Source organism: Pectobacterium polonicum, assembly GCF_005497185.1.
GTDB classification, from domain to species: domain Bacteria; phylum Pseudomonadota; class Gammaproteobacteria; order Enterobacterales; family Enterobacteriaceae; genus Pectobacterium; species Pectobacterium polonicum.
In genome coordinates, this window is record NZ_RJTN01000003.1 from 159,652 (window position 1) to 178,756 (window position 19,105).

The 19,105-nt window shown below is 52.2% G+C and carries 16 protein-coding genes; 4 read left to right on the forward strand and 12 right to left on the reverse strand.

What is annotated here, in order from left to right; genetic code table 11:
- Positions 1 to 3 precede the first annotated feature (3 nt).
- The 8 genes from mraY to EDI29_RS22710 all read right to left on the reverse strand — a co-directional run bounded on the left by mraY (position 4) and on the right by EDI29_RS22710 (position 8,008).
- Entirely contained in the window at positions 4 to 1,086 is a 1,083-nt protein-coding gene (gene mraY, locus EDI29_RS05370) for a phospho-N-acetylmuramoyl-pentapeptide-transferase (RefSeq protein ID WP_010298023.1), read from the reverse strand.
- Positions 1,080 to 2,441 (reverse strand): UDP-N-acetylmuramoyl-tripeptide--D-alanyl-D-alanine ligase, encoded by a 1,362-nt coding sequence (gene murF, locus EDI29_RS05375; protein ID WP_137740055.1) that lies wholly within the window; start codon positions 2,439 to 2,441, stop codon positions 1,080 to 1,082. Before murF ends, mraY begins: the two co-directional genes overlap by 7 nt.
- Positions 2,438 to 3,925: a UDP-N-acetylmuramoyl-L-alanyl-D-glutamate--2,6-diaminopimelate ligase gene (gene murE, locus EDI29_RS05380; RefSeq protein ID WP_137740056.1), complete on the reverse strand. Its 1,488-nt coding sequence runs from the start codon at positions 3,923 to 3,925 to the stop codon at positions 2,438 to 2,440. The genes murF and murE overlap by 4 nt, the downstream gene beginning before the upstream one ends.
- The gene (locus tag EDI29_RS05385) at positions 3,912 to 5,675 is read right to left on the reverse strand and encodes a peptidoglycan glycosyltransferase FtsI (protein ID WP_107171045.1); all 1,764 of its coding nucleotides are present in this window, start codon (positions 5,673 to 5,675) and stop codon (positions 3,912 to 3,914) included. Before EDI29_RS05385 ends, murE begins: the two co-directional genes overlap by 14 nt.
- Positions 5,676 to 5,701: 26 nt before the next feature.
- Positions 5,702 to 6,019: a cell division protein FtsL gene (ftsL, locus tag EDI29_RS05390; protein ID WP_137740057.1), complete on the reverse strand. Its 318-nt coding sequence runs from the start codon at positions 6,017 to 6,019 to the stop codon at positions 5,702 to 5,704.
- Positions 6,016 to 6,960, reverse strand: a complete 945-nt coding sequence (rsmH, locus tag EDI29_RS05395; RefSeq protein ID WP_137740058.1) for a 16S rRNA (cytosine(1402)-N(4))-methyltransferase RsmH — start codon at positions 6,958 to 6,960, stop codon at positions 6,016 to 6,018. The genes ftsL and rsmH overlap by 4 nt, the downstream gene beginning before the upstream one ends.
- A gap of 2 nt (positions 6,961 to 6,962) precedes the next feature.
- Positions 6,963 to 7,421, reverse strand: a complete 459-nt coding sequence (gene mraZ, locus EDI29_RS05400; RefSeq protein WP_107171042.1) for a division/cell wall cluster transcriptional repressor MraZ — start codon at positions 7,419 to 7,421, stop codon at positions 6,963 to 6,965.
- Positions 7,422 to 7,870: 449 nt separating this feature from the next.
- Positions 7,871 to 8,008: a hypothetical protein gene (locus EDI29_RS22710; protein ID WP_167494481.1), complete on the reverse strand. Its 138-nt coding sequence runs from the start codon at positions 8,006 to 8,008 to the stop codon at positions 7,871 to 7,873.
- Positions 8,009 to 8,311: 303 nt separating this feature from the next.
- Between EDI29_RS22710 and EDI29_RS05405 the strand changes: the two genes are divergently transcribed.
- Complete coding sequence (locus tag EDI29_RS05405) at positions 8,312 to 8,749, forward strand: L-alanine exporter AlaE (protein WP_137740059.1); 438 nt, start codon at positions 8,312 to 8,314, stop codon at positions 8,747 to 8,749.
- A gap of 64 nt (positions 8,750 to 8,813) precedes the next feature.
- Here EDI29_RS05405 and cra read toward each other — a convergent pair whose 3' ends face one another.
- The 4 genes from cra to EDI29_RS05425 form a co-directional block, all read right to left on the reverse strand.
- Complete coding sequence (gene cra / locus EDI29_RS05410; RefSeq protein ID WP_137740060.1) at positions 8,814 to 9,818, reverse strand: catabolite repressor/activator; 1,005 nt, start codon at positions 9,816 to 9,818, stop codon at positions 8,814 to 8,816.
- 267 nt (positions 9,819 to 10,085) lie between these two features.
- A complete protein-coding gene (gene ilvN / locus EDI29_RS05415; RefSeq protein WP_165800684.1) occupies positions 10,086 to 10,577 on the reverse strand; it encodes an acetolactate synthase small subunit in 492 nt (163 codons plus the stop codon).
- A gap of 2 nt (positions 10,578 to 10,579) precedes the next feature.
- Positions 10,580 to 12,298, reverse strand: a complete 1,719-nt coding sequence (gene ilvI, locus EDI29_RS05420) for an acetolactate synthase 3 large subunit (RefSeq protein ID WP_107171039.1) — start codon at positions 12,296 to 12,298, stop codon at positions 10,580 to 10,582.
- A gap of 487 nt (positions 12,299 to 12,785) precedes the next feature.
- Entirely contained in the window at positions 12,786 to 14,591 is a 1,806-nt protein-coding gene (locus EDI29_RS05425; RefSeq protein ID WP_137740061.1) for an AMP-dependent synthetase/ligase, read from the reverse strand.
- A 409-nt stretch (positions 14,592 to 15,000) separates the two neighbouring features.
- On the opposite strand from EDI29_RS05425, the gene leuA reads away from it, so the two are divergent.
- From leuA to leuC, 3 genes are read left to right on the forward strand one after another with little or no spacing between them, the layout of a single operon-like run.
- A complete protein-coding gene (leuA, locus tag EDI29_RS05430) occupies positions 15,001 to 16,599 on the forward strand; it encodes a 2-isopropylmalate synthase (RefSeq protein WP_137740062.1) in 1,599 nt (532 codons plus the stop codon).
- Positions 16,599 to 17,690 (forward strand): 3-isopropylmalate dehydrogenase, encoded by a 1,092-nt coding sequence (gene leuB, locus EDI29_RS05435; protein WP_011095330.1) that lies wholly within the window; start codon positions 16,599 to 16,601, stop codon positions 17,688 to 17,690. The genes leuA and leuB overlap by 1 nt, the downstream gene beginning before the upstream one ends.
- Before the next feature lie 2 nt (positions 17,691 to 17,692).
- The gene (gene leuC / locus EDI29_RS05440; RefSeq protein ID WP_137740063.1) at positions 17,693 to 19,093 is read left to right on the forward strand and encodes a 3-isopropylmalate dehydratase large subunit; all 1,401 of its coding nucleotides are present in this window, start codon (positions 17,693 to 17,695) and stop codon (positions 19,091 to 19,093) included.
- Positions 19,094 to 19,105: the final 12 nt, after the last annotated feature.

Here is a 19,105-nt window from a genome sequence, read left to right on the forward strand (position 1 = left end):
GTCTTATCGTACCTTCAGCGTTGCCAGGCCAATCAGCACCAGCATCAACGAAATAATCCAGAAGCGCACAATCACGCGCGGTTCCGGCCAGCCCTTAAGTTCATAATGATGATGAATCGGCGCCATGCGGAAAATCCGCTGCCCGCGCAACTTAAAGGACCCGACTTGCAGAATCACCGACAGCGTTTCGACTACGAAGACACCGCCCATAATCACTAACAAAAACTCCTGACGTAACAGTACCGCGATAGTCCCCAGTGCGCCGCCCAGTGCCAGCGAACCTACGTCTCCCATGAAGACCTGCGCCGGATAAGTGTTAAACCACAGGAAGCCGAGCCCAGCCCCCACAATCGCGGTACAGACAATCACCAATTCACTGGCATGACGGATATACGGGATATGCAGATAGCCGGCAAAATTCATGTTCCCTGTTGCCCATGCCACCAGCGCAAAACCCGCAGCAACAAACACGGTCGGCATGATTGCCAAGCCATCCAGGCCGTCAGTCAGGTTTACCGCGTTGCTAGTGCCGACAATGACAAAATAGGCCAACGCGACATAGAGCAGACCCAATTGCGGCATCACGTCTTTGAAAAACGGCACAACCAGTTGCGTAGCCGGCGTATCTTTGCCGATGGAGTACATGGTGAAAGCCACCACGAGTGCAATCACGGACTGCCAGAAATATTTCCAGCGAGCAATCAACCCCTTGGTATCCTTACGAACCACTTTGCGGTAGTCATCAACAAAACCGACGGCACCATAGCCCGCTAACACCAGCAGTACGCACCAGACATAAGGGTTAGACAGATTCGCCCACATCAAAACGGAAACGATAATCGCCACCAGAATCATCACGCCCCCCATTGTTGGGGTTCCGCGTTTGCTAAAATGCGATTCCGGCCCTTCATTACGCACAACCTGCCCAATCTGCAAACGCTGCAACCAGGCGATCATATGCGGCCCCATCCATAAGGAGATAACCAATGCGGTCAGCAGGCTGACAATGGCGCGGAACGTCAAATAAGAAAAGACGTTAAAACCGGTATAAAGTTTGGCCAAATGTTCGGCCAGCCATACTAACATTGCGCATTCTCCTGTAATGCATGTACAACCTGCTCCATCGCAGCACTGCGTGAGCCTTTGACCAATACGCTGATGACGTTATGTTCTGACATCAGCACCTTCAAACGTGAAACCAGCGCGGCTTTATCGTGAAAATGCTCACCATTGCCGCTGGCAGTGCCGATCAATTCACTCAATGTTCCCACACTCAATACGCGATCGATGCCCGCAGCACGCGCCGCTTCGCCCACCTGACGGTGACACTCAGGGGCTTCCTCTCCCAGCTCGCCCATATCACCAACGACCATCACGCGGTAGCCTGGCATCTCCGCCAGTACCTGGGCAGCTGCCGTCATCGAGCCCACATTTGCGTTGTAGCTGTCATCCAGCAGCAGCTTGCCTTCAGACAAAGTAATCGGAAACAATCGCCCCGGCACCGCCTGAAGTTGAGACAATCCTGCTTTAACAGCTTCCAAGGTCGCCCCGACGGACATCGCCAGCGCAGCTGCCGCCAACGCGTTCGACACATTATGTCGACCGGGCAAAGGCAGCAGAACCGGCGTTTCACCAAACGGTGTATGCAGCGTGAAACGCGTACCTTGCGCTAAAACGGCGATATCGCTGGCAAAAAAATCGATATCGCAAGCAGCCTGCGGCGAGAATCGCCAAACGGTTTTATGATTCAGCGTGACCTGCCAGTGCGGGAAATCGTTACTATCCGCATTCACGATCGCAACACCGTCTACTGGCAAACCAGAAAAAATCTCACCTTTCGCCTGCGCTACGCCGGCCAGCGAACCAAACCCTTCCAGATGCGCAGCAGCCAGATTATTGACCAGCGCACTTTCCGGCCGCACCAGATCGGTGGTATAGGCAATCTCACCAATGTGATTCGCCCCGAGTTCAATCACTGCAAACTGGTGTTCCGCTGTCAGACGCAGTAGCGTTAACGGCACGCCGATGTCGTTATTGAAGTTACCCGCGGTATACAGCACCGAGCCGCACTGACGCAGAATCGCCGCTGTCATCTCTTTAACTGAGGTTTTGCCAGAAGAACCGGTCAGTGCAACAACGCGCGCCGCTGACTGCTGGCGAACCCAGGCAGCCACTTGCCCTAATGCCAAACGCGTATCGCGTACCAACAGCTGCGGCACATCAATAGGTAAGTGCTTACTGACTAACAGAGCTGCCGCACCGCCTTTTACCGCATCTGCGGCATAATCATGCGCATCGAATTTCTCGCCTTTCAGCGCAACAAACAAACAGCCGGACGTCAGCTTACGCGTATCGGTTGAAACATCTTCAATATCAATGTTTTCACCAATTAGCTGCGCATTCAGCACCGTGGCAAGCTGCTGCAAGGAGACGCGAATCATGCGATCACCCCCAGCAGGCGGGCAACGGTGATGCGATCGGAATAATCAAGGCGCTGATTGCCAACCAGTTGGTAATCTTCGTGTCCTTTGCCAGCAACCAGCACCACGTCATTTTCCTGCGCCTGCATGATCGCGCTCGTGACCGCTTCAGCACGTCCGTGAATTACCTGAACCCGCCCGGCATCCAGCAGCCCAGAGAGAATATCAGTAACGATCGCCTGAGGTTCTTCACTGCGTGGGTTGTCATCAGTCACTACAACACGATCGGCCAGTTGTTCTGCGATGCCGCCCATAAGTGGGCGCTTACCTTTATCGCGATCGCCGCCGCAGCCAAACACGCACCAGAGTTTACCCAGACAGTGCAAACGCGCCGCTTCAAGCGCTTTTTCCAGCGCATCCGGCGTGTGAGCATAATCAACAACGACCGTGGGTTTACCTTCAGCATGGAAAACTTCCATGCGCCCACATACAGGTTGCAGTTGCGATCCGGCGATGACCAGTTTGTCGAGCGGATAACCAAGAGACAGCAATGTTGCCAGCGCCAACAGCATATTGCTGACGTTAAACGCGCCCATCAGGCGACTTTCAATTTCGCCACGTCCCCAGCTTGAATCAAACGCAATCGTGGCACCGTTATCGTGATAATCAATCTGTGTCGCTTTCAGCCAGCGCCCACGGCAGCCGGGGACCAAATTGTTTTCCATCGTTACAGCAACCGCATCCGGCAGCTTCGCCAGCCAGCGCAGCCCAACCTCATCATCAGCATTGATAATCATCTGACCAACACGATGCTCAGCGAACAACGCCCACTTGGCCGCTTCATAGCTTTCCATGTCACCATGATAGTCAAGATGGTCGCGACTCAAGTTGGTGAACACCGCCGCCGCAAACGGCAACGCGGCCACACGGTTTTGTACCAGCCCGTGGGAAGACACTTCCATTGCGGCAAAGGTCGCGCCTTGTTCGACCAACTGACTCAGCACCTGCTGAACATCGACAGCAGACCCTGTCGTATTCTCTGTCGGAATGGCACGCCCCAATAGGCCATTGCCTACGGTGCCCATCACGGCACTCGTTTCGCCTAACGCCTGGCTCCACTGAGCAAGAAGCTGAGTCGTTGTTGTTTTTCCATTGGTTCCCGTTACGCCAATCAGCTGTAATTTTTCCGCAGGCTGCTGATAAAAACGGCCTGCCAGTGCGGAAAGCCGCTGGTTCAGATTACTGAGATAGACCACTGGCACACCGTGCATTTCGCGAACCGTACCGTCAGCAGCTTCACCTTCTGCTTCGGCAACAATCGCTGCTACGCCTTGCGCAATTGCCTGCGGAATATAGCGCCGTCCATCTGCTTTGTGCCCAACAATCGCGACAAACAGATCCCCGGCAGCCGCAACGCGGCTGTCTAATGTCATTTCCCGCAGCGCGCACGCCGGGGTGTCTTGCACCCACGGAGCAAGTAAATCGCGCAAATTACGATCTGCCACCTGATCCCTCTTCTCTATTAATTACAAACTCGTTTTTGTCGCCCGCTGGCAACGCATCCGGTTCGATATTCATCGTACGCAGAACGCCCCCCATGATGGCGCCAAAGATTGGCGCAGAAACCGCGCCGCCGTAGTACTTCCCTGCCTGCGGATCGTTGATCACAACAACCAGAGCAAAACGCGGATTACTGGCTGGTGCCACACCCGCCGTATAGGCAATATATTTGTTGATGTATTTACCATCTGGACCGACTTTCTTGGCCGTACCGGTTTTAATCGCGATACGGTAGCCTTTGATCGCAGCCTTGGTACCGCCACCGCCGGGCAGAGCAACGCTTTCCATCATGTGCACCACGGAACGCACGAGCGCTTCAGGGAAGACGCGCTCGCCAGGCACGGGGGGATCAACCTTGGTAATCGACAGCGGACGGTAAATACCGAAACTGCCGATCGTGGCATAGACACGCGCTAACTGTAACGGGGTTACCATCAGCCCGTAGCCGAAAGAAAAGGTGGCCCGCTCTACGTCAGACCACCGTTGTTTTTGAGGATATAAGCCACTGCTTTCTCCGACCAACCCCAAATTGGTCGCTTTTCCTAATCCAAAGCGGGCGTAAGTATCGACCAGCGCAGAGGAAGGCATCGCTAACGCCAGCTTAGACACGCCAACGTTACTCGATTTTTGAAGAATACCGGCCAGCGTTAATTCGCTGTAGCGCGCCACATCTTTAATCTCATGACCGTTGACGTAATACGGTAGTGTGTTGAGTACGCTATTTTCTTTCACCACTCCGCGCTGCAAGGCCGTCATGACCACCATCGGTTTAACGGTAGACCCTGGTTCGAAGATATCGGTGATCGCGCGGTTACGCATGATGTCTTTCGGCGTACCCGCCAGATTGTTCGGGTTATAAGACGGGCTATTCGCCATTGCCAATACTTCACCGGTATTCACATCGACCAGTACGGCCGTTCCTGATTCGGCTTTGTTAAAGGCCACTGCGTTATTAAGTTCACGGTAAACCAGCGCCTGCAAACGCTCATCAATACTGAGCGCCAAATTATGTGCTGCCTGGCTGTCAACGGAGGAGATATCTTCAATCACACGGCCAAATCGGTCTTTTCGCACGGTGCGTTCACCGGGTTGCCCGGTCAGCCAACGGTCAAAACTTTTCTCTACCCCTTCGATGCCTTGTCCATCGATATTTGTGAATCCGATGAGATGAGAGGTCACTTGCCCTGAAGGATAGTAGCGGCGAGACTCCTGCCGCAGATTAATTCCTGGCAATTTCAGCTTATGAACGTATTCGCCAATAGCCGGATTCACTTGGCGCGCCAGATAAACGAAGCGCCCTTTCGGGTTAGCATTGATCTTGGTTGCTAACTGATCTAACGGAATATCGAGCGCGTCAGAAAGGGCTTTCCAGCGCGTGTCCAGCGTGATACCACCACGATCGTTCACTTCTTTCGGATCTGCCCAAACGGCGTTCACTGGTACGCTGACAGCCAAGGGACGGCCGGCACGATCGCTGATCATACCGCGCGCTGTCGGCACTTCCTGCACGCGTAGGGAACGCATATCGCCTTCGCGCACCAGTTTGTCTGGATTGATCACCTGAAGATAAGCCGCGCGAGCCATCAAGCCAACCATCGCAAGCAGGATACAGCCGCAAAGCAACGCAAAACGCCAGCTAACAAAGCTGGCTTGTTCTTCCTGGCGCTTTAACTTTCCTGTACGGGCTGCTTTCATGCTTAGTTGATTGCCTATTTAGTTCATTACTTAACCACAATGTTTTCCTGTGACGGATCAACGTGCCCCATTTGCAGTTTTTCCGTCGCGATCCGCTCAACGCGGCTATGATCCCCTAATGAGTTTTCCTCCAGGATCAGATTTCGCCATTCGATATCCAGCGCATCACGCTCCAGCAGAAGCCGTTCGCGCTCTGCTGTCAGCAAGCGCGTCCGGTGCGCCGTCGTTACGACAAAAACGGCTGAAACCAACACGGCAACCATCAGCAGCACCGGGAGTTTTGCATTACGTAGCAGATCCTCACCGATGACGCCGACCAGAGTATGCCGTTCATTACCGATCATGCCGGCAGTCTCTCAGCAAACCGCAGCACAGAACTGCGCGCACGCGGGTTTTCTGCCACTTCTTCTTCCGACGGCATCAGTTTCTTTCCGACAGGCTTTAATGTCTGTCCACCTTGGCTACGCAGTTGCGCTTCCGTTAGCGGCAGGCCGGCAGGCACCTGTGGCCCACGGCTTTGATGACGGATAAACCGTTTCACAATCCGATCTTCTAACGAGTGGAAGCTGATCACCGACAGACGCCCCTGCGGAGCCAGTACGCTCAGCGCACCTTCTAACGCACGTTCGATCTCTTCCAGCTCGCTATTGATATAAATGCGAATCGCCTGAAAGCTGCGCGTTGCAGGATGTTTATGTTTTTCCCGAACCGGGCTAGCAGCAGCAATTAATTCCGCCAGTTCTTTTGTCCGCGTCATCGGCTCAGTACGATTACGTTCCACAATGGCGCGGGCAATACGCTTGGCAAAACGCTCTTCACCGAACGTTTTCAAGACCCAGACAATGTCGTCAGCTTCCGCTTTCATCAGCCACTCGGCAGCAGACAAACCGCGCGTCGGGTCCATACGCATATCCAGCGGGCCATCGCGCATAAATGAGAACCCACGCTCAGGGTCATCAAGCTGCGGGGAAGAAACACCGAGATCGAGCAAAACACCGTCGATCTGCCCGGTAAGCCCGAGTTCCGAGACATACTCCGCCATAGCAGAGAACGGCCCATGAATAATGGAGAAACGCGGATCGTTAATCGCCTTGGCTGCTTCAATGGCCTGAGGATCGCGGTCAATAGCTAATAGACGCCCTTCCGGCCCTAGTTGGGAAAGAATGAGACGAGAGTGACCACCACGGCCAAATGTGCCGTCGATGTATGTGCCGCCGCTGCGAATATTCAGGCCATTTACGGCCTCATCCAGCAGGACGGTGGTATGTTTATAATTTTCCAGCATGGCTATAGCGATAGGTCCTGCAACCGCTCAGACAAAGGCTCCTGAGTCGATTGTTCAGCGTCAATATCATCCTTGACCTGTTGATACCAAGTCTGTTCATCCCACAGCTCAAACTTGTTGAACTGCCCGACTAGCATCACTTCTTTTTTAAGGTCCGCATGCTGCCTTAACGTATTCGCAATCAACAAACGCCCTGCACTATCCATTTGACACTCGCTGGCATGCCCCAATAACAAACGCTGCACACGGCGCTCAACGGGGTTCATGCTCGACAAGCGAGACAATTTTTGTTCAATGATTTCCCATTCAGGTAAGGGATAAAGCAGCAGGCATGGCTGATGCAGGTCAATGGTACAAACCATTTGACCTTGCGATTCCTCGTTCAGCATTTCCCGGTATCGGGTAGGCACAGCAAGACGCCCTTTACTGTCGAGGTTAACCAGCGTAGCCCCACGAAACATACCTGAGTTACCCCTCCATCACCTTTTTCACCACTTTACCCCACAAAATCCCACCTTTAAGAGTGTACGGAGGGTATGAAAACCTTGTCAAGCCAGAGCGGACGCGCTTTGGGATTATTCCTGAATGAATTTGGGCCAGCATAGAGGTAAAAAGAATAAGGAGTCGGAATTAACAGTGATTAACATCATGATAATTTGAGGAAAATTTGCAGTAAAAAGGGTTCATTGCAAACATATCGCCACCAACTTCAACATATCGATTATTTTTATTGTCACAACCTGATACCAAAGATAAAAGCTTTCAGAATTGTCTCATTAAGCCGAACACCTTGAATGTCAAGGCTTACCGAATCACGCGGGATCATAGCGTGGGTGCAAACATTTGCTCAATGTCACATTTTTAACATCAACACCATCGATTCTGCATTAATCCGTCGATTTACGCTTATTTATGCCTCCCTACGATGAATACCGGTTCCCATTGAAAGAAAAACAGGCCCAGGAAGCACGTCGAATAAAATGAACACCAGCACATCCCAAGAAGCCTTAAGCAAGGGCGTCAAAAGTAACCTTTGTTTATCGGTCATTCCTTCACTTCCTTTAAGGCTTCCACACAATTAACGCGTTGCAGGGACGTTACGGCCCCAAAATAAATTAACACATTGTTTTTAAATGATTTTAAATTTCATCTCGCGATAAAAAAACGGGAAAATTATTGGATAGACATAAAGTAGCGGAAAAGTATAAAAAATGAACATAAATAAAAACTTTTCACTAATACCAAGCCAATACTTCAGTGATGTAAACTACACAAATAAAATAAGTCATGACAAAAAACCATACAAATAGACTTAACCAGTTTATCCGCCCTAATAATGGAGCACCTAGGTATGTTTTCCCCGACATCACGATTGCGAAGCGCCACCGCTGATACCTTTGCACTCGTTGTCTACTGTTTCATCATCGGCATGGCAATTGAAATTATGCTTTCCGGGATGAGCTTCGAGCAGTCGCTGTCTTCACGTCTGCTATCTATCCCCGTCAATATTGCTATTGCCTGGCCATACGGGCTTTACCGCGATCGCGTGTTGAAGATGGCTAAACGTCACGGTGGCGACTATTTCCTGGTGCGCAGCGTTGCTGACCTGTTTGCGTATGTCAGTTTTCAATCTCCTGTTTATGCTGCGATTCTCTGGGTTATCGGGGCAAGCCCGGCACAAATTTTGACCGCAGTCACCAGTAATCTGGTGATATCAATGGTGATGGGTGTAACGTACGGCTACTTTCTGGAATATTGCCGTCGGTTATTCCGGGTCGCACTGCCATAAAAATGGATTGAGATCGGGTTAGAGAAGAGGCGCCATAGCAATCTATGGCGTAGAAAGAGGGATATTATGCGCGGCTCAATGAGCCACGACGGTACAGATTGCGTCGAATACGATTCAAGCCAGGCTTCGGCCTTTTCGGCTCATCCAGACTGGCCAACACCAACTCTAGCACACGCTCTGCAACTTCACGATGGCGCTGGGCGACAGACAATACTGGGCATTCCAGATAATCCAACAGCTCATTATCCCCAAAGGTCGCGATAGCCAGATTATTCGGCAAACGCCCGTTAATCTTCAGGTTAACGTCCATCACCCCCTGCAATAGTGGGAATGAGGTAGTGAACAACGCATCAGGCATAGGATTATTATTCAAATAATCCATAAACGCAGCAGCAGCAGCCACCCGCTCATAGCTATTGGAATAAAGATAATTCACTTCACGCGGATCGCCCGACCATGCCTGACGGAACCCCTGTTCACGCAGGAAACTGACGGAAAGTTCAGGTAACGCGCCAAGGTAGAGTACCGATTTAGCTGGCACCTTCCTCAATTCCTGCGCCAACATTTCAGCATCTTCAAGGTCGGCTCCGACCACGCTGGTAAAGTGCTCGCGATCTAATGCTCGGTCTAATGCAATAATCGGCAGGCCGCCGTTTATCCAGCGCTGATAAAACGGGTGCTCGGGTGGCAGCGCGGTAGAAACGATAATCGCATCAACTTGCCGCTGTAATAGATGCTCAATACACCGCATCTCGTTATCCGGCTGATCTTCAGAACAGGCGATTAATAACTGATATCCGCGCTGTCTGGCCTGACGTTCCAGATAATTGGCAATGCGCGTATAGCTGGTATTTTCCAGATCGGGAATAACCAGACCAATTGAACGTGTACGTCCGGCACGTAATCCAGCCGCGACGGCGTTGGGATGATAATTGTGCTCCCTGACGACAGCCATAACTTTCTCAACGGTCTTATCGCTGACGCGATATTGTTTGGCTTTCCCGTTAATGACATAGCTGGCTGTCGTGCGTGAAACACCCGCAAGACGCGCGATTTCATCCAGTTTCACGGTAACCCCTTAGTAGGCCGGAAAATAAGTAGGCCGGCTAAATAAATAGTGTGATGACCATAAAATCATCATGGATATGGCGTAGATCTAACAGCAGAAGCTTTTGTACGGCAACTGCTTTTATCACGTTACCCACATATTTCAAGCTGCCATATCAATAATGGACGCCTTTTAAGCTGAATATATTGCGTTTATATAAGATAAGGGAAATAAAAAGGCCCGATACTATGATATCGGGCCTCTTAAAGGACAAAGCAGCGAAGTTGATTAACGCATTATCTTATCGCCGCGCGATACGCCGACAACGCCTGAACGCGCCACTTCAACAATTTCAGCAACTTCACGCACGGCGCTGAGGAATGCATCCAGTTTATCGCTGGTGCCAGCAAGCTGTACGGTATACAGCGAGGCGGTGACATCTACGATCTGGCCGCGGAAAATATCGGCGCAGCGTTTCACTTCTTCACGGCCATAACCTGTAGCCTGTAGCTTCACCAGCATGATTTCACGCTCAACGTGCGCACCCTGCCCCAATTCACTGACGCGCAGGACATCGACTAGCTTGTGCAGTTGCTTTTCGATCTGTTCCAACACCTTCTCATCGCCTACCGTCTGGATAGTCATACGGGATAGCGTAGGGTCTTCGGTTGGTGCCACCGTCAGGCTTTCGATGTTGTAACCGCGCTGTGAAAACAGACCGACGACACGTGATAAAGCGCCTGATTCATTCTCAAGTAATACTGATAAAATCCGCCGCATGATCAGGTTCTCTCCGTTTTGCTCAACCACATTTCATCCATCGCCCCGCCGCGAATCTGCATGGGGTAAACATGCTCGCTGCTATCGATGTTGATATCAACAAACACCAGACGATCTTTCTGCGCCAGCGCTTGCGACAGCTTACTTTCCAGTTCGTCAGGCGTGTCGATAGAAATCCCGACGTGACCATATGCTTCAGCCAGCTTGACGAAATCCGGTAACGATTCCATATAAGAACTGGAATGGCGGCCAGAGTAGATCATGTCCTGCCACTGCTTCACCATGCCTAGGAAACGGTTGTTCAGGTTGATCACCACAACCGGCAGATCATATTGCAGTGCCGTAGAAAGCTCCTGAATATTCATCTGAATACTGCCATCGCCCGTGACGCAAATGACCGTTTCTTCCGGCAGCGCAAGCTTAATGCCCAACGCAGCAGGCAGGCCAAAGCCCATCGTGCCCAGCCCACCAGAGTTCACCCAGCGACGTGGTAAATCGAAAGGATAATACAGCGCAGCAAACATCTGGTGCTGGCCGACATCCGATGCCACATAAGCTTTACCTTCGGTCAGCCGATGCAGCGTTTCAATCACCGCCTGCGGTTTAATTTTGTCGCTTTCAGTGTCGTATTTCAGACAGTGACGCCCACGCCACTGCTCGATACCCTGCCACCAGTCGCGTAGCGCATCAAACTGCTGCGGTGCACCATCCTGTTCCAACAACTCCAGCATCAGGCTTAGCACCTGTTTGGCATCGCCCACGATGGGGATATCTGCGTTTACCGTTTTAGAAATCGACGCGGGATCGATATCAATATGCAATACCGTCGCATTCGGGCAGTACTTCGCCAAATTGTTGGTCGTGCGGTCATCGAAGCGCACCCCAACGGCAAAAATCACATCGGCGTTATGCATAGCCATGTTGGCTTCATACGTCCCGTGCATCCCCAGCATGCCGAGGCATTGACGATGCGTTCCAGGGAAGCCGCCCAACCCCATCAGAGACGTTGTCACTGGCAAATTAAGCTTTTCCGCCAGCGTCAGCAGTTCTTCGTGGCACTCTGCGTTAATCACGCCGCCACCGCTGTAGATAATCGGCTTTTCTGCCGCCAGCAGGGTTTGCAACGCACGGCGAATCTGACCTTTGTGCCCTTGAACCGTTGGGCTATAGGAGCGCATGCTGACGCTTTCGGGATAAACATACGGCAGTTTATTTGCCGGATTCATGATGTCTTTGGGTAGATCGACGACTACCGGCCCCGGACGTCCGGTTGATGCCAGATAAAACGCTTTTTTCAGGATCGTCGGGACATCTTCAACTTTCTTGACCAGAAAGCTGTGCTTCACAATAGGACGGGAAATTCCCACCGTGTCGCATTCCTGAAAGGAATCGTAGCCAATCAGCGAGGTGGCAACCTGACCGGACAGCACCACCATAGGAATGGAGTCCATATACGCCGTAGCAATACCGGTAATGGCATTTGTCGCACCGGGACCGGAGGTAACCAGCACAACACCGACCTCACCCGTCGCGCGCGCATAGCCATCGGCCATATGTACTGCGCCTTGCTCATGCCGCACCAAAATATGCTCGATACCGCCAACCGTGTGTAGGGCATCGTAAATATCCAACACCGCCCCGCCCGGATAACCGAACACATGTTTTACGCCCTGATCGATCAACGATCGGACCACCATTTCGGCGCCTGACAACATCTCCATGGATCTGCCTCTTTTGTTCAGAAAACGGAGCCCGTTTCTGTATTGACCGGGGGAAATCCCCGCGCTCACGTTGTGTTAATACTGTTAAATTTTAGTATATCCTAAATAATTCGAGTTTCAGGCAGGCGGCAAGGGAAGGAACCCCGATGAGCTTACTCAAGTAAGTGATTCGGGTGACTAAGCGCAGCCAACGTACATGCAACTTGAAGTATGACGGATAGACAAGAATACGAAATATTATAGGGATGACTAATAACCCATTAACATAACGCCAGATTATGACGCAGACAAACGGCAAAAAACCACCGCTCTTAATCAGACCTAGGGGAAATCGAACGTGAGTGAAAAAAGAACTGAGATAAAATACTAATCAGGGACCCGTAGACCTGAGAGATCGTCCATGAAGGTGGTAAATTACAGAGTGAAATCTTGAGGCCGAAAAACCACATTTCTTTTCAGGAAACGCATTTTTCGGCCTACGACAGCATCAAGACTCAGCGTACATCGCATCAATTTCCAACTGGTAACGCTGATTGATGATCTTCCTGCGCAGCTTGAGCGTTGGCGTCAGTTCCCCTTCGGCCATCGAAAATGGCACAGGAAGTAGCGTGAATTTCTTCACCTGCTCAACGCGGGAAAGCTCCTTCTGCATTTCCCGCAGACGCTGCTCGAACAGCTCAATAATATGGCTGTGGCGCAGCAGTTCCAGACGATCGTGGTACTTCAGATTAATAGAGTGAGCGTATTCTTCCAGCGCCTCGAAACAGGGAACAATCAGCGCAGACACGTACTTACGCGTGTCCGCAATAATCGCAACCTGTTCGATAAAACGATCCTGCCCCAGCGTCCCTTCCAGATGCTGCGGTGCGATATATTTACCGCCCGAGGTTTTCATCAGATCTTTCAAGCGCTCGGTAATAAACAGGTTACCATTGGCATCCAGCTCTCCCGCATCACCCGTTTTCAACCAGCCGTCTTCGGTAAAAGCGTCTGCGGTTTCTTGTGGGCGATGGAAATACCCTCGCATGATGGTCGCCCCGCGCACTTGGATCTCTTTTTCCTCGCCAATGCGGACCTCAATGCCCGGTAGCGGCGTGCCAATAGAGCCTAAGCGGAAGCGGTTCTCTTCCCAGCAGGAAACCGTCGCGCAGGTTTCAGTCATGCCGTAGCCATAGATGATGCGAATCCCGATCGACCTGAAAAACAGAATGATGTTGTCATCCAGTCGCGCGCCCGCAGCTGGCATAAAGCGAATCTCGCCCCCCAGCAGTTGGCGCAGTTTCCCTAACACCAGTCGGTCTGCATAGCGATGCATCACGTGGCGGAAAAGACCGCCCTTCTTCGCAGCCTGGCTCGCCAGAAAAGCGTGTTGCCCCTGCGCAATAGCCCAGTTAAATAGACGCTGGCGATACCACGGTGCCTGCGCCACTTTTTCATGGATCGCGCTGTAAACTTTCTCATAAAAACGCGGTACGGCGCACATCACGGTCGGCTTCACTGCCTGCATCGCGGCACGCACCAGATTGGTATCGCTGAGATACACGTTCTGCGCGCCACGGTGCATGATGACAAAACTCCATGCGCGCTCAAATACGTGAGAAAGCGGCAAGAAACAGAGCGATACGTCATTTTCTGACATATCCAGACGATCGTCGTGCAGCTTTAGCTGCATCGCCATGCTGGTGTAATCCAGCATGACGCCTTTCGGTTCACCCGTGGTGCCAGAGGTATAAATCAGCGTAAACAGATCGTTGAGATCGCGACTGTCGATGCGCTGTTGCCATTCCCCACGCCAGAAATCGTCTACCGCCTGCGCTTCAAACTCGCGCAGGGATTGCACAATGTCACTACCGCGCAGGTTAACCCCCTCATCCATCACGATAATATTGCGCAGCTGTGGACAGGTATCGCGCAGCGCCAGCAGCGCATCCAACTGTTCCTGACCGCCGACGAATATCGTGCGGATATCCGCATCATTGATAATGAACGCCGCTTGTGCCGCCGTATTCGTGGCATAAATTGGCACGCTGATCGCACGCAGATGCAACAGTGCCAGATCGGCCAGCGACCAGTTCATTGAATTATGAGAGAAAATCGCAACCCGTTCCTGAACATCCACGCCCTGCGCTAAAAGCGCGCTGGCAATGCGCTGAATGCGCTGTCCTGCCTGTGTCCAGGTAAGTTGCTGCTCGCCCGCAGGCGTCCACTCGCGCAACGCAATACGACCTGCGCAGTGATTGATCCGATCTTGAACCCGGTGCACCACATGGTATGGCTGTAAATGATTAGTCATCTGTAAAAGAATTTATAAGGGAAATGAATTCGACAGCATTTCAGCGTACAGCTGTACATTATTTGGCGTGCAGTCTACCGCCATTGTTCAAAACCGCAACGATCTTTCGTTCATTCGCCGCTGGCTATCGCTGGTTTACTTGACGCACGTCACATCAATCAAACGTTGACATAACCCTGATAATCGCGTACCAATATTGCAATACCGAATTTTGGATGACGAGACCCCATGTTCAATTTTACTTTCCTACTAGGCCTACTACTAAACGCATCCTTCTTGCGCGGTAGGTTTGTGGGCAGAGTTAAGAACTAAGTTTCTCGCCACACGATACAAAAACCCGCGCTGATGCGCGGGTTTTTTTTTACTCGCCGAGCGCCAAGTACAAGTAGACACGACAAGGAACTAAACGATGAGCGAGCAAGTCATTATTTTTGATACCACATTACGCGATGGTGAACAGGCTTTACAGGCGAGTTTGAGCGTAAAAGAAAAGCTGCAAATTGCCTTTGCCCTGGAGCGTATGGGCGTTGATGTTATGGAAGTCGGCTTTCCGGTGTCCTCTCCCGGCGACTTCGAATCCGTTCAGACCATTGCCCGCAACATCAAAAATAGTCGTGTGTGCGGCCTGACCCGCTGTGTTGAGAAAGACATCGATGTCGCCGCAGAAGCGCTGCGTGTCGCAGAAGCTTTCCGTATTCACACCTTTATCGCGACCTCACCGATGCACATCGCCACCAAGCTGCGCAGCACGCTGGATGAAGTGATCGAACGTGCGATTTACATGATCAAACGCGCACGTAACTACACAGATGACGTCGAATTCTCCTGCGAAGATGCCGGTCGCACGCCAATCCCAGACCTGTGTCGCGTGGTTGAAGCCGCCATCAACGCCGGTGCTCGCACCATCAATATCCCAGACACCGTCGGCTACACCATGCCGCATGAGTTCGGCAATATCATCGCCTCTCTGTACCAACATGTTCCCAATATCGATAAAGCCATCATTTCTGTTCACACTCACGACGATCTGGGTTTGGCTGTCGGCAATGCGATGGCAGCGGTTCACGCAGGCGCACGTCAGGTAGAAGGTACATTGAACGGTATCGGTGAGCGTGCGGGTAACTGTTCGCTGGAAGAAGTGATCATGGCGATCAAAACCCGCCATAATCTCCTGAATGTCCACACCAACATCAATCATCAGGAAATCTACCGCACCAGCCAACTGGTCAGCCAGATTTGCAACATGCCTATCCCTGCCAACAAAGCGGTCGTCGGTGCCAACGCCTTCGCCCACTCTTCAGGCATTCATCAGGATGGCGTGCTGAAAAATCGTGAAAACTACGAAATCATGACGCCGGAATCCATCGGCCTGAAAGAAGTGCAGTTGAACCTGACTTCCCGTTCTGGCCGCGCAGCGGTGAAACACCGCATGGAAGAGATGGGCTATCAGGACAGCGATTACAATCTGGACGATTTGTACTCCGCTTTCCTGAAACTGGCGGATAAAAAAGGTCAGGTGTTTGATTACGATCTGGAAGCGCTGGCCTTTATCAGCCGTCAGCAGGAAGAACCTGAATTCTACAGTTTGGACTATTTCAGCGTTCAGTCTGGCTCCAGCGTGATGGCAACCGCTTCAGTCAAGCTGACCTGTGGTGAAGAAACCCAGTCAGAAGCCGCAACGGGTAATGGTCCGGTAGATGCCGTGTATCAGGCGATCAACCGCATTACGGGTTATCAGGTTTCGCTGGTTAAATACCAACTGACGGCCAAAGGTCAGGGGCGTGATGCGCTGGGTCAGGTTGATATCGTCGCGGATTATCAGGGTCGTCGTTTCCACGGCGTCGGTCTGGCAACGGATATCGTTGAATCTTCCGCGCAGGCAATGGTAAATGTATTAAACAACATCAAACGTGCTCAACAGGTAGAAAAAGAAATTCAACGTCTGCAACAGCACAATAACCAACAACAAAACGATAGCAAACAACAAAACAGTCAGGAAACAGTGTGATGACAAAGAGCTACCATATCGCCGTTTTACCCGGAGACGGCATTGGCCCAGAAGTAATGGCACAGGCCCACAAAGTACTGGATGCGGTACGTCAGCGTTTTGGTATCCGTATTACCACCAGTGAATACGACGTTGGCGGTATCGCCATTGACCGTCAGGGCACACCGTTGCCGCAGGCGACCGTTGCGGGTTGTGAGCAGGCCGATGCGATTCTGTTTGGTTCCGTTGGTGGCCCGAAATGGGAACACCTGCCACCGGCAGAACAACCGGAGCGCGGTGCGTTATTGCCTCTGCGTAAGCACTTCAAACTGTTCAGTAACCTGCGTCCTGCACGCCTGTATCAAGGACTGGAAGCGTTTTGCCCGCTGCGTAGCGACATCGCCGCGAAAGGCTTTGATATCCTGTGCGTCCGCGAACTGACGGGGGGGATCTACTTTGGTCAGCCGAAAGGGCGTGAAGGTAGCGGTCAGTATGAGCGCGCTTTCGATACTGAGGTGTATCACCGTTTCGAGATTGAGCGCATCGCACATATCGCGTTTGAATCCGCACGTAAACGTCGCAGCATCGTCACTTCCATCGATAAAGCCAACGTACTGCAAAGCTCTATTCTGTGGCGCGAGATCGTCACGGAAGTCGCCAAAGCCTACCCGGATGTGAAGCTGTCGCATCTGTATATCGATAACGCGACAATGCAGTTAATTAAAGATCCGTCGCAGTTTGACGTGATGCTGTGCTCTAACCTGTTCGGTGACATTCTGTCCGACGAGTGCGCCATGATTACCGGTTCAATGGGCATGCTGCCTTCCGCAAGCCTGAACGAGCAAGGCTTCGGTCTGTACGAGCCTGCTGGCGGTTCAGCACCGGATATCGCAGGTAAAGACATTGCCAATCCGATCGCGCAGATTCTGTCGCTGGCGCTGCTGCTGCGTTACAGCCTGGGTGCGGATGATGCCGCAGAGGCGATCGAAAAAGCCGTCAATACTGCGCTGGCTGAGGGCTACCGCACCGCCGATCTGGCAAGTGCCAGCAACGCGATCGGTACCAGTGAAATGGGCGACGTTATTGCGCGTTTCGTGGCGCAAGGGGCATAACCATGGGTAAGACGTTATATCAAAAATTGTACGACGCTCACATCGTTCATGAAGCGCCGAACGAAACACCGCTGCTGTATATCGACAGACATCTGGTACACGAAGTGACGTCCCCACAGGCCTTCGACGGCCTGCGTGCGATGGGCCGTAAGGTTCGTCAGCCGGGGAAAACTTTCGCGACGATGGATCACAACGTGTCCACGCAGACCAAAGACATCAACGCCAGCGGTGAGATGGCTCGCATTCAGATGCAAGAGTTAATCAAAAACTGTGCGGAATTCGGCGTGCAGCTGTATGACCTGAACCACCCATATCAGGGTATCGTTCACGTTATCGGCCCAGAGCAAGGGATGACGCTGCCGGGTATGACCATCGTTTGTGGTGACTCACACACCGCAACGCACGGTGCCTTTGGTTCATTGGCCTTCGGTATCGGTACATCGGAAGTAGAACATGTGCTGGCGACGCAAACCCTGAAACAGGGTCGTGCCAAAACCATGAAGATTGAAGTCACCGGTGATGCTGCACACGGCATTACCGCGAAAGATATCGTGCTGGCGATTATCGGTAAAACCGGTAGCGCGGGCGGCACAGGTCATGTGGTTGAATTCTGCGGCAAAGCCATTCGGGCGCTGAGCATGGAAGGCCGTATGACACTGTGTAACATGGCCATTGAGATGGGGGCGAAGGCGGGTCTGGTTGCACCGGATGAAACCACCTTCAACTATCTGAAAGGTCGCCAATTTGCACCGAAAGACGCCAACTGGGACGCCGCCGTTGCCTACTGGAGCACATTGAAATCCGATGATGACGCGCAGTTCGATACGATCGTCACGCTGGACGCCGCGCAGATTGCACCGCAGGTCACCTGGGGCACCAACCCCGGTCAGGTTATCGCCGTCAATCAGGAAATCCCTAACCCTGATTCTTTCAGCGATCCAGTAGAGCGCGCCTCTGCCGCTAAAGCGCTGGCGTATATGGATCTGCAACCCGGTATTAAATTGACCGACGTGAAGATCGATAAAGTTTTCATTGGTTCCTGCACCAACTCGCGTATCGAAGATTTGCGCGCAGCGGCAGAAATCGCCAAAGGGCGTAAAGTCGCGGCTGGCGTTCAGGCTATCGTCGTACCCGGTTCCGGCCCGGTAAAAACCATGGCGGAACTGGAAGGGCTGGATAAAGTGTTCATCGAAGCCGGTTTTGAGTGGCGCTTACCGGGCTGTTCCATGTGTCTGGCGATGAACAATGACCGCCTGAACCCTGGCGAACGTTGTGCATCAACCAGCAACCGTAACTTTGAAGGCCGTCAGGGCCGCGCGGGTCGTACCCATTTGGTCAGCCCGGCAATGGCTGCGGCTGCGGCGGTAACGGGTCGCTTTGCCGACGTCCGCGAGTTGAATTAAGAGAGAAACCGA

Coding starts and splice junctions, on each gene's coding strand:
- ftsL (WP_137740057.1), bottom strand. CDS start 6,019: ATGATCGGTAATGAACGGCATACTCTGGTCGGCGTCATCGGTGAGGAT.
- EDI29_RS22710 (WP_167494481.1), bottom strand. CDS start 8,008: ATGACCGATAAACAAAGGTTACTTTTGACGCCCTTGCTTAAGGCTTCT.
- EDI29_RS05425 (WP_137740061.1), bottom strand. CDS start 14,591: ATGACTAATCATTTACAGCCATACCATGTGGTGCACCGGGTTCAAGAT.
- mraY (WP_010298023.1), bottom strand. CDS start 1,086: ATGTTAGTATGGCTGGCCGAACATTTGGCCAAACTTTATACCGGTTTT.
- rsmH (WP_137740058.1), bottom strand. CDS start 6,960: ATGCTGGAAAATTATAAACATACCACCGTCCTGCTGGATGAGGCCGTA.
- EDI29_RS05405 (WP_137740059.1), top strand. CDS start 8,312: ATGTTTTCCCCGACATCACGATTGCGAAGCGCCACCGCTGATACCTTT.
- ilvN (WP_165800684.1), bottom strand. CDS start 10,577: ATGCGGCGGATTTTATCAGTATTACTTGAGAATGAATCAGGCGCTTTA.
- EDI29_RS05385 (WP_107171045.1), bottom strand. CDS start 5,675: ATGAAAGCAGCCCGTACAGGAAAGTTAAAGCGCCAGGAAGAACAAGCC.
- ilvI (WP_107171039.1), bottom strand. CDS start 12,298: ATGGAGATGTTGTCAGGCGCCGAAATGGTGGTCCGATCGTTGATCGAT.
- leuB (WP_011095330.1), top strand. CDS start 16,599: ATGACAAAGAGCTACCATATCGCCGTTTTACCCGGAGACGGCATTGGC.
- leuC (WP_137740063.1), top strand. CDS start 17,693: ATGGGTAAGACGTTATATCAAAAATTGTACGACGCTCACATCGTTCAT.
- mraZ (WP_107171042.1), bottom strand. CDS start 7,421: ATGTTTCGTGGGGCTACGCTGGTTAACCTCGACAGTAAAGGGCGTCTT.
- murF (WP_137740055.1), bottom strand. CDS start 2,441: ATGATTCGCGTCTCCTTGCAGCAGCTTGCCACGGTGCTGAATGCGCAG.
- leuA (WP_137740062.1), top strand. CDS start 15,001: ATGAGCGAGCAAGTCATTATTTTTGATACCACATTACGCGATGGTGAA.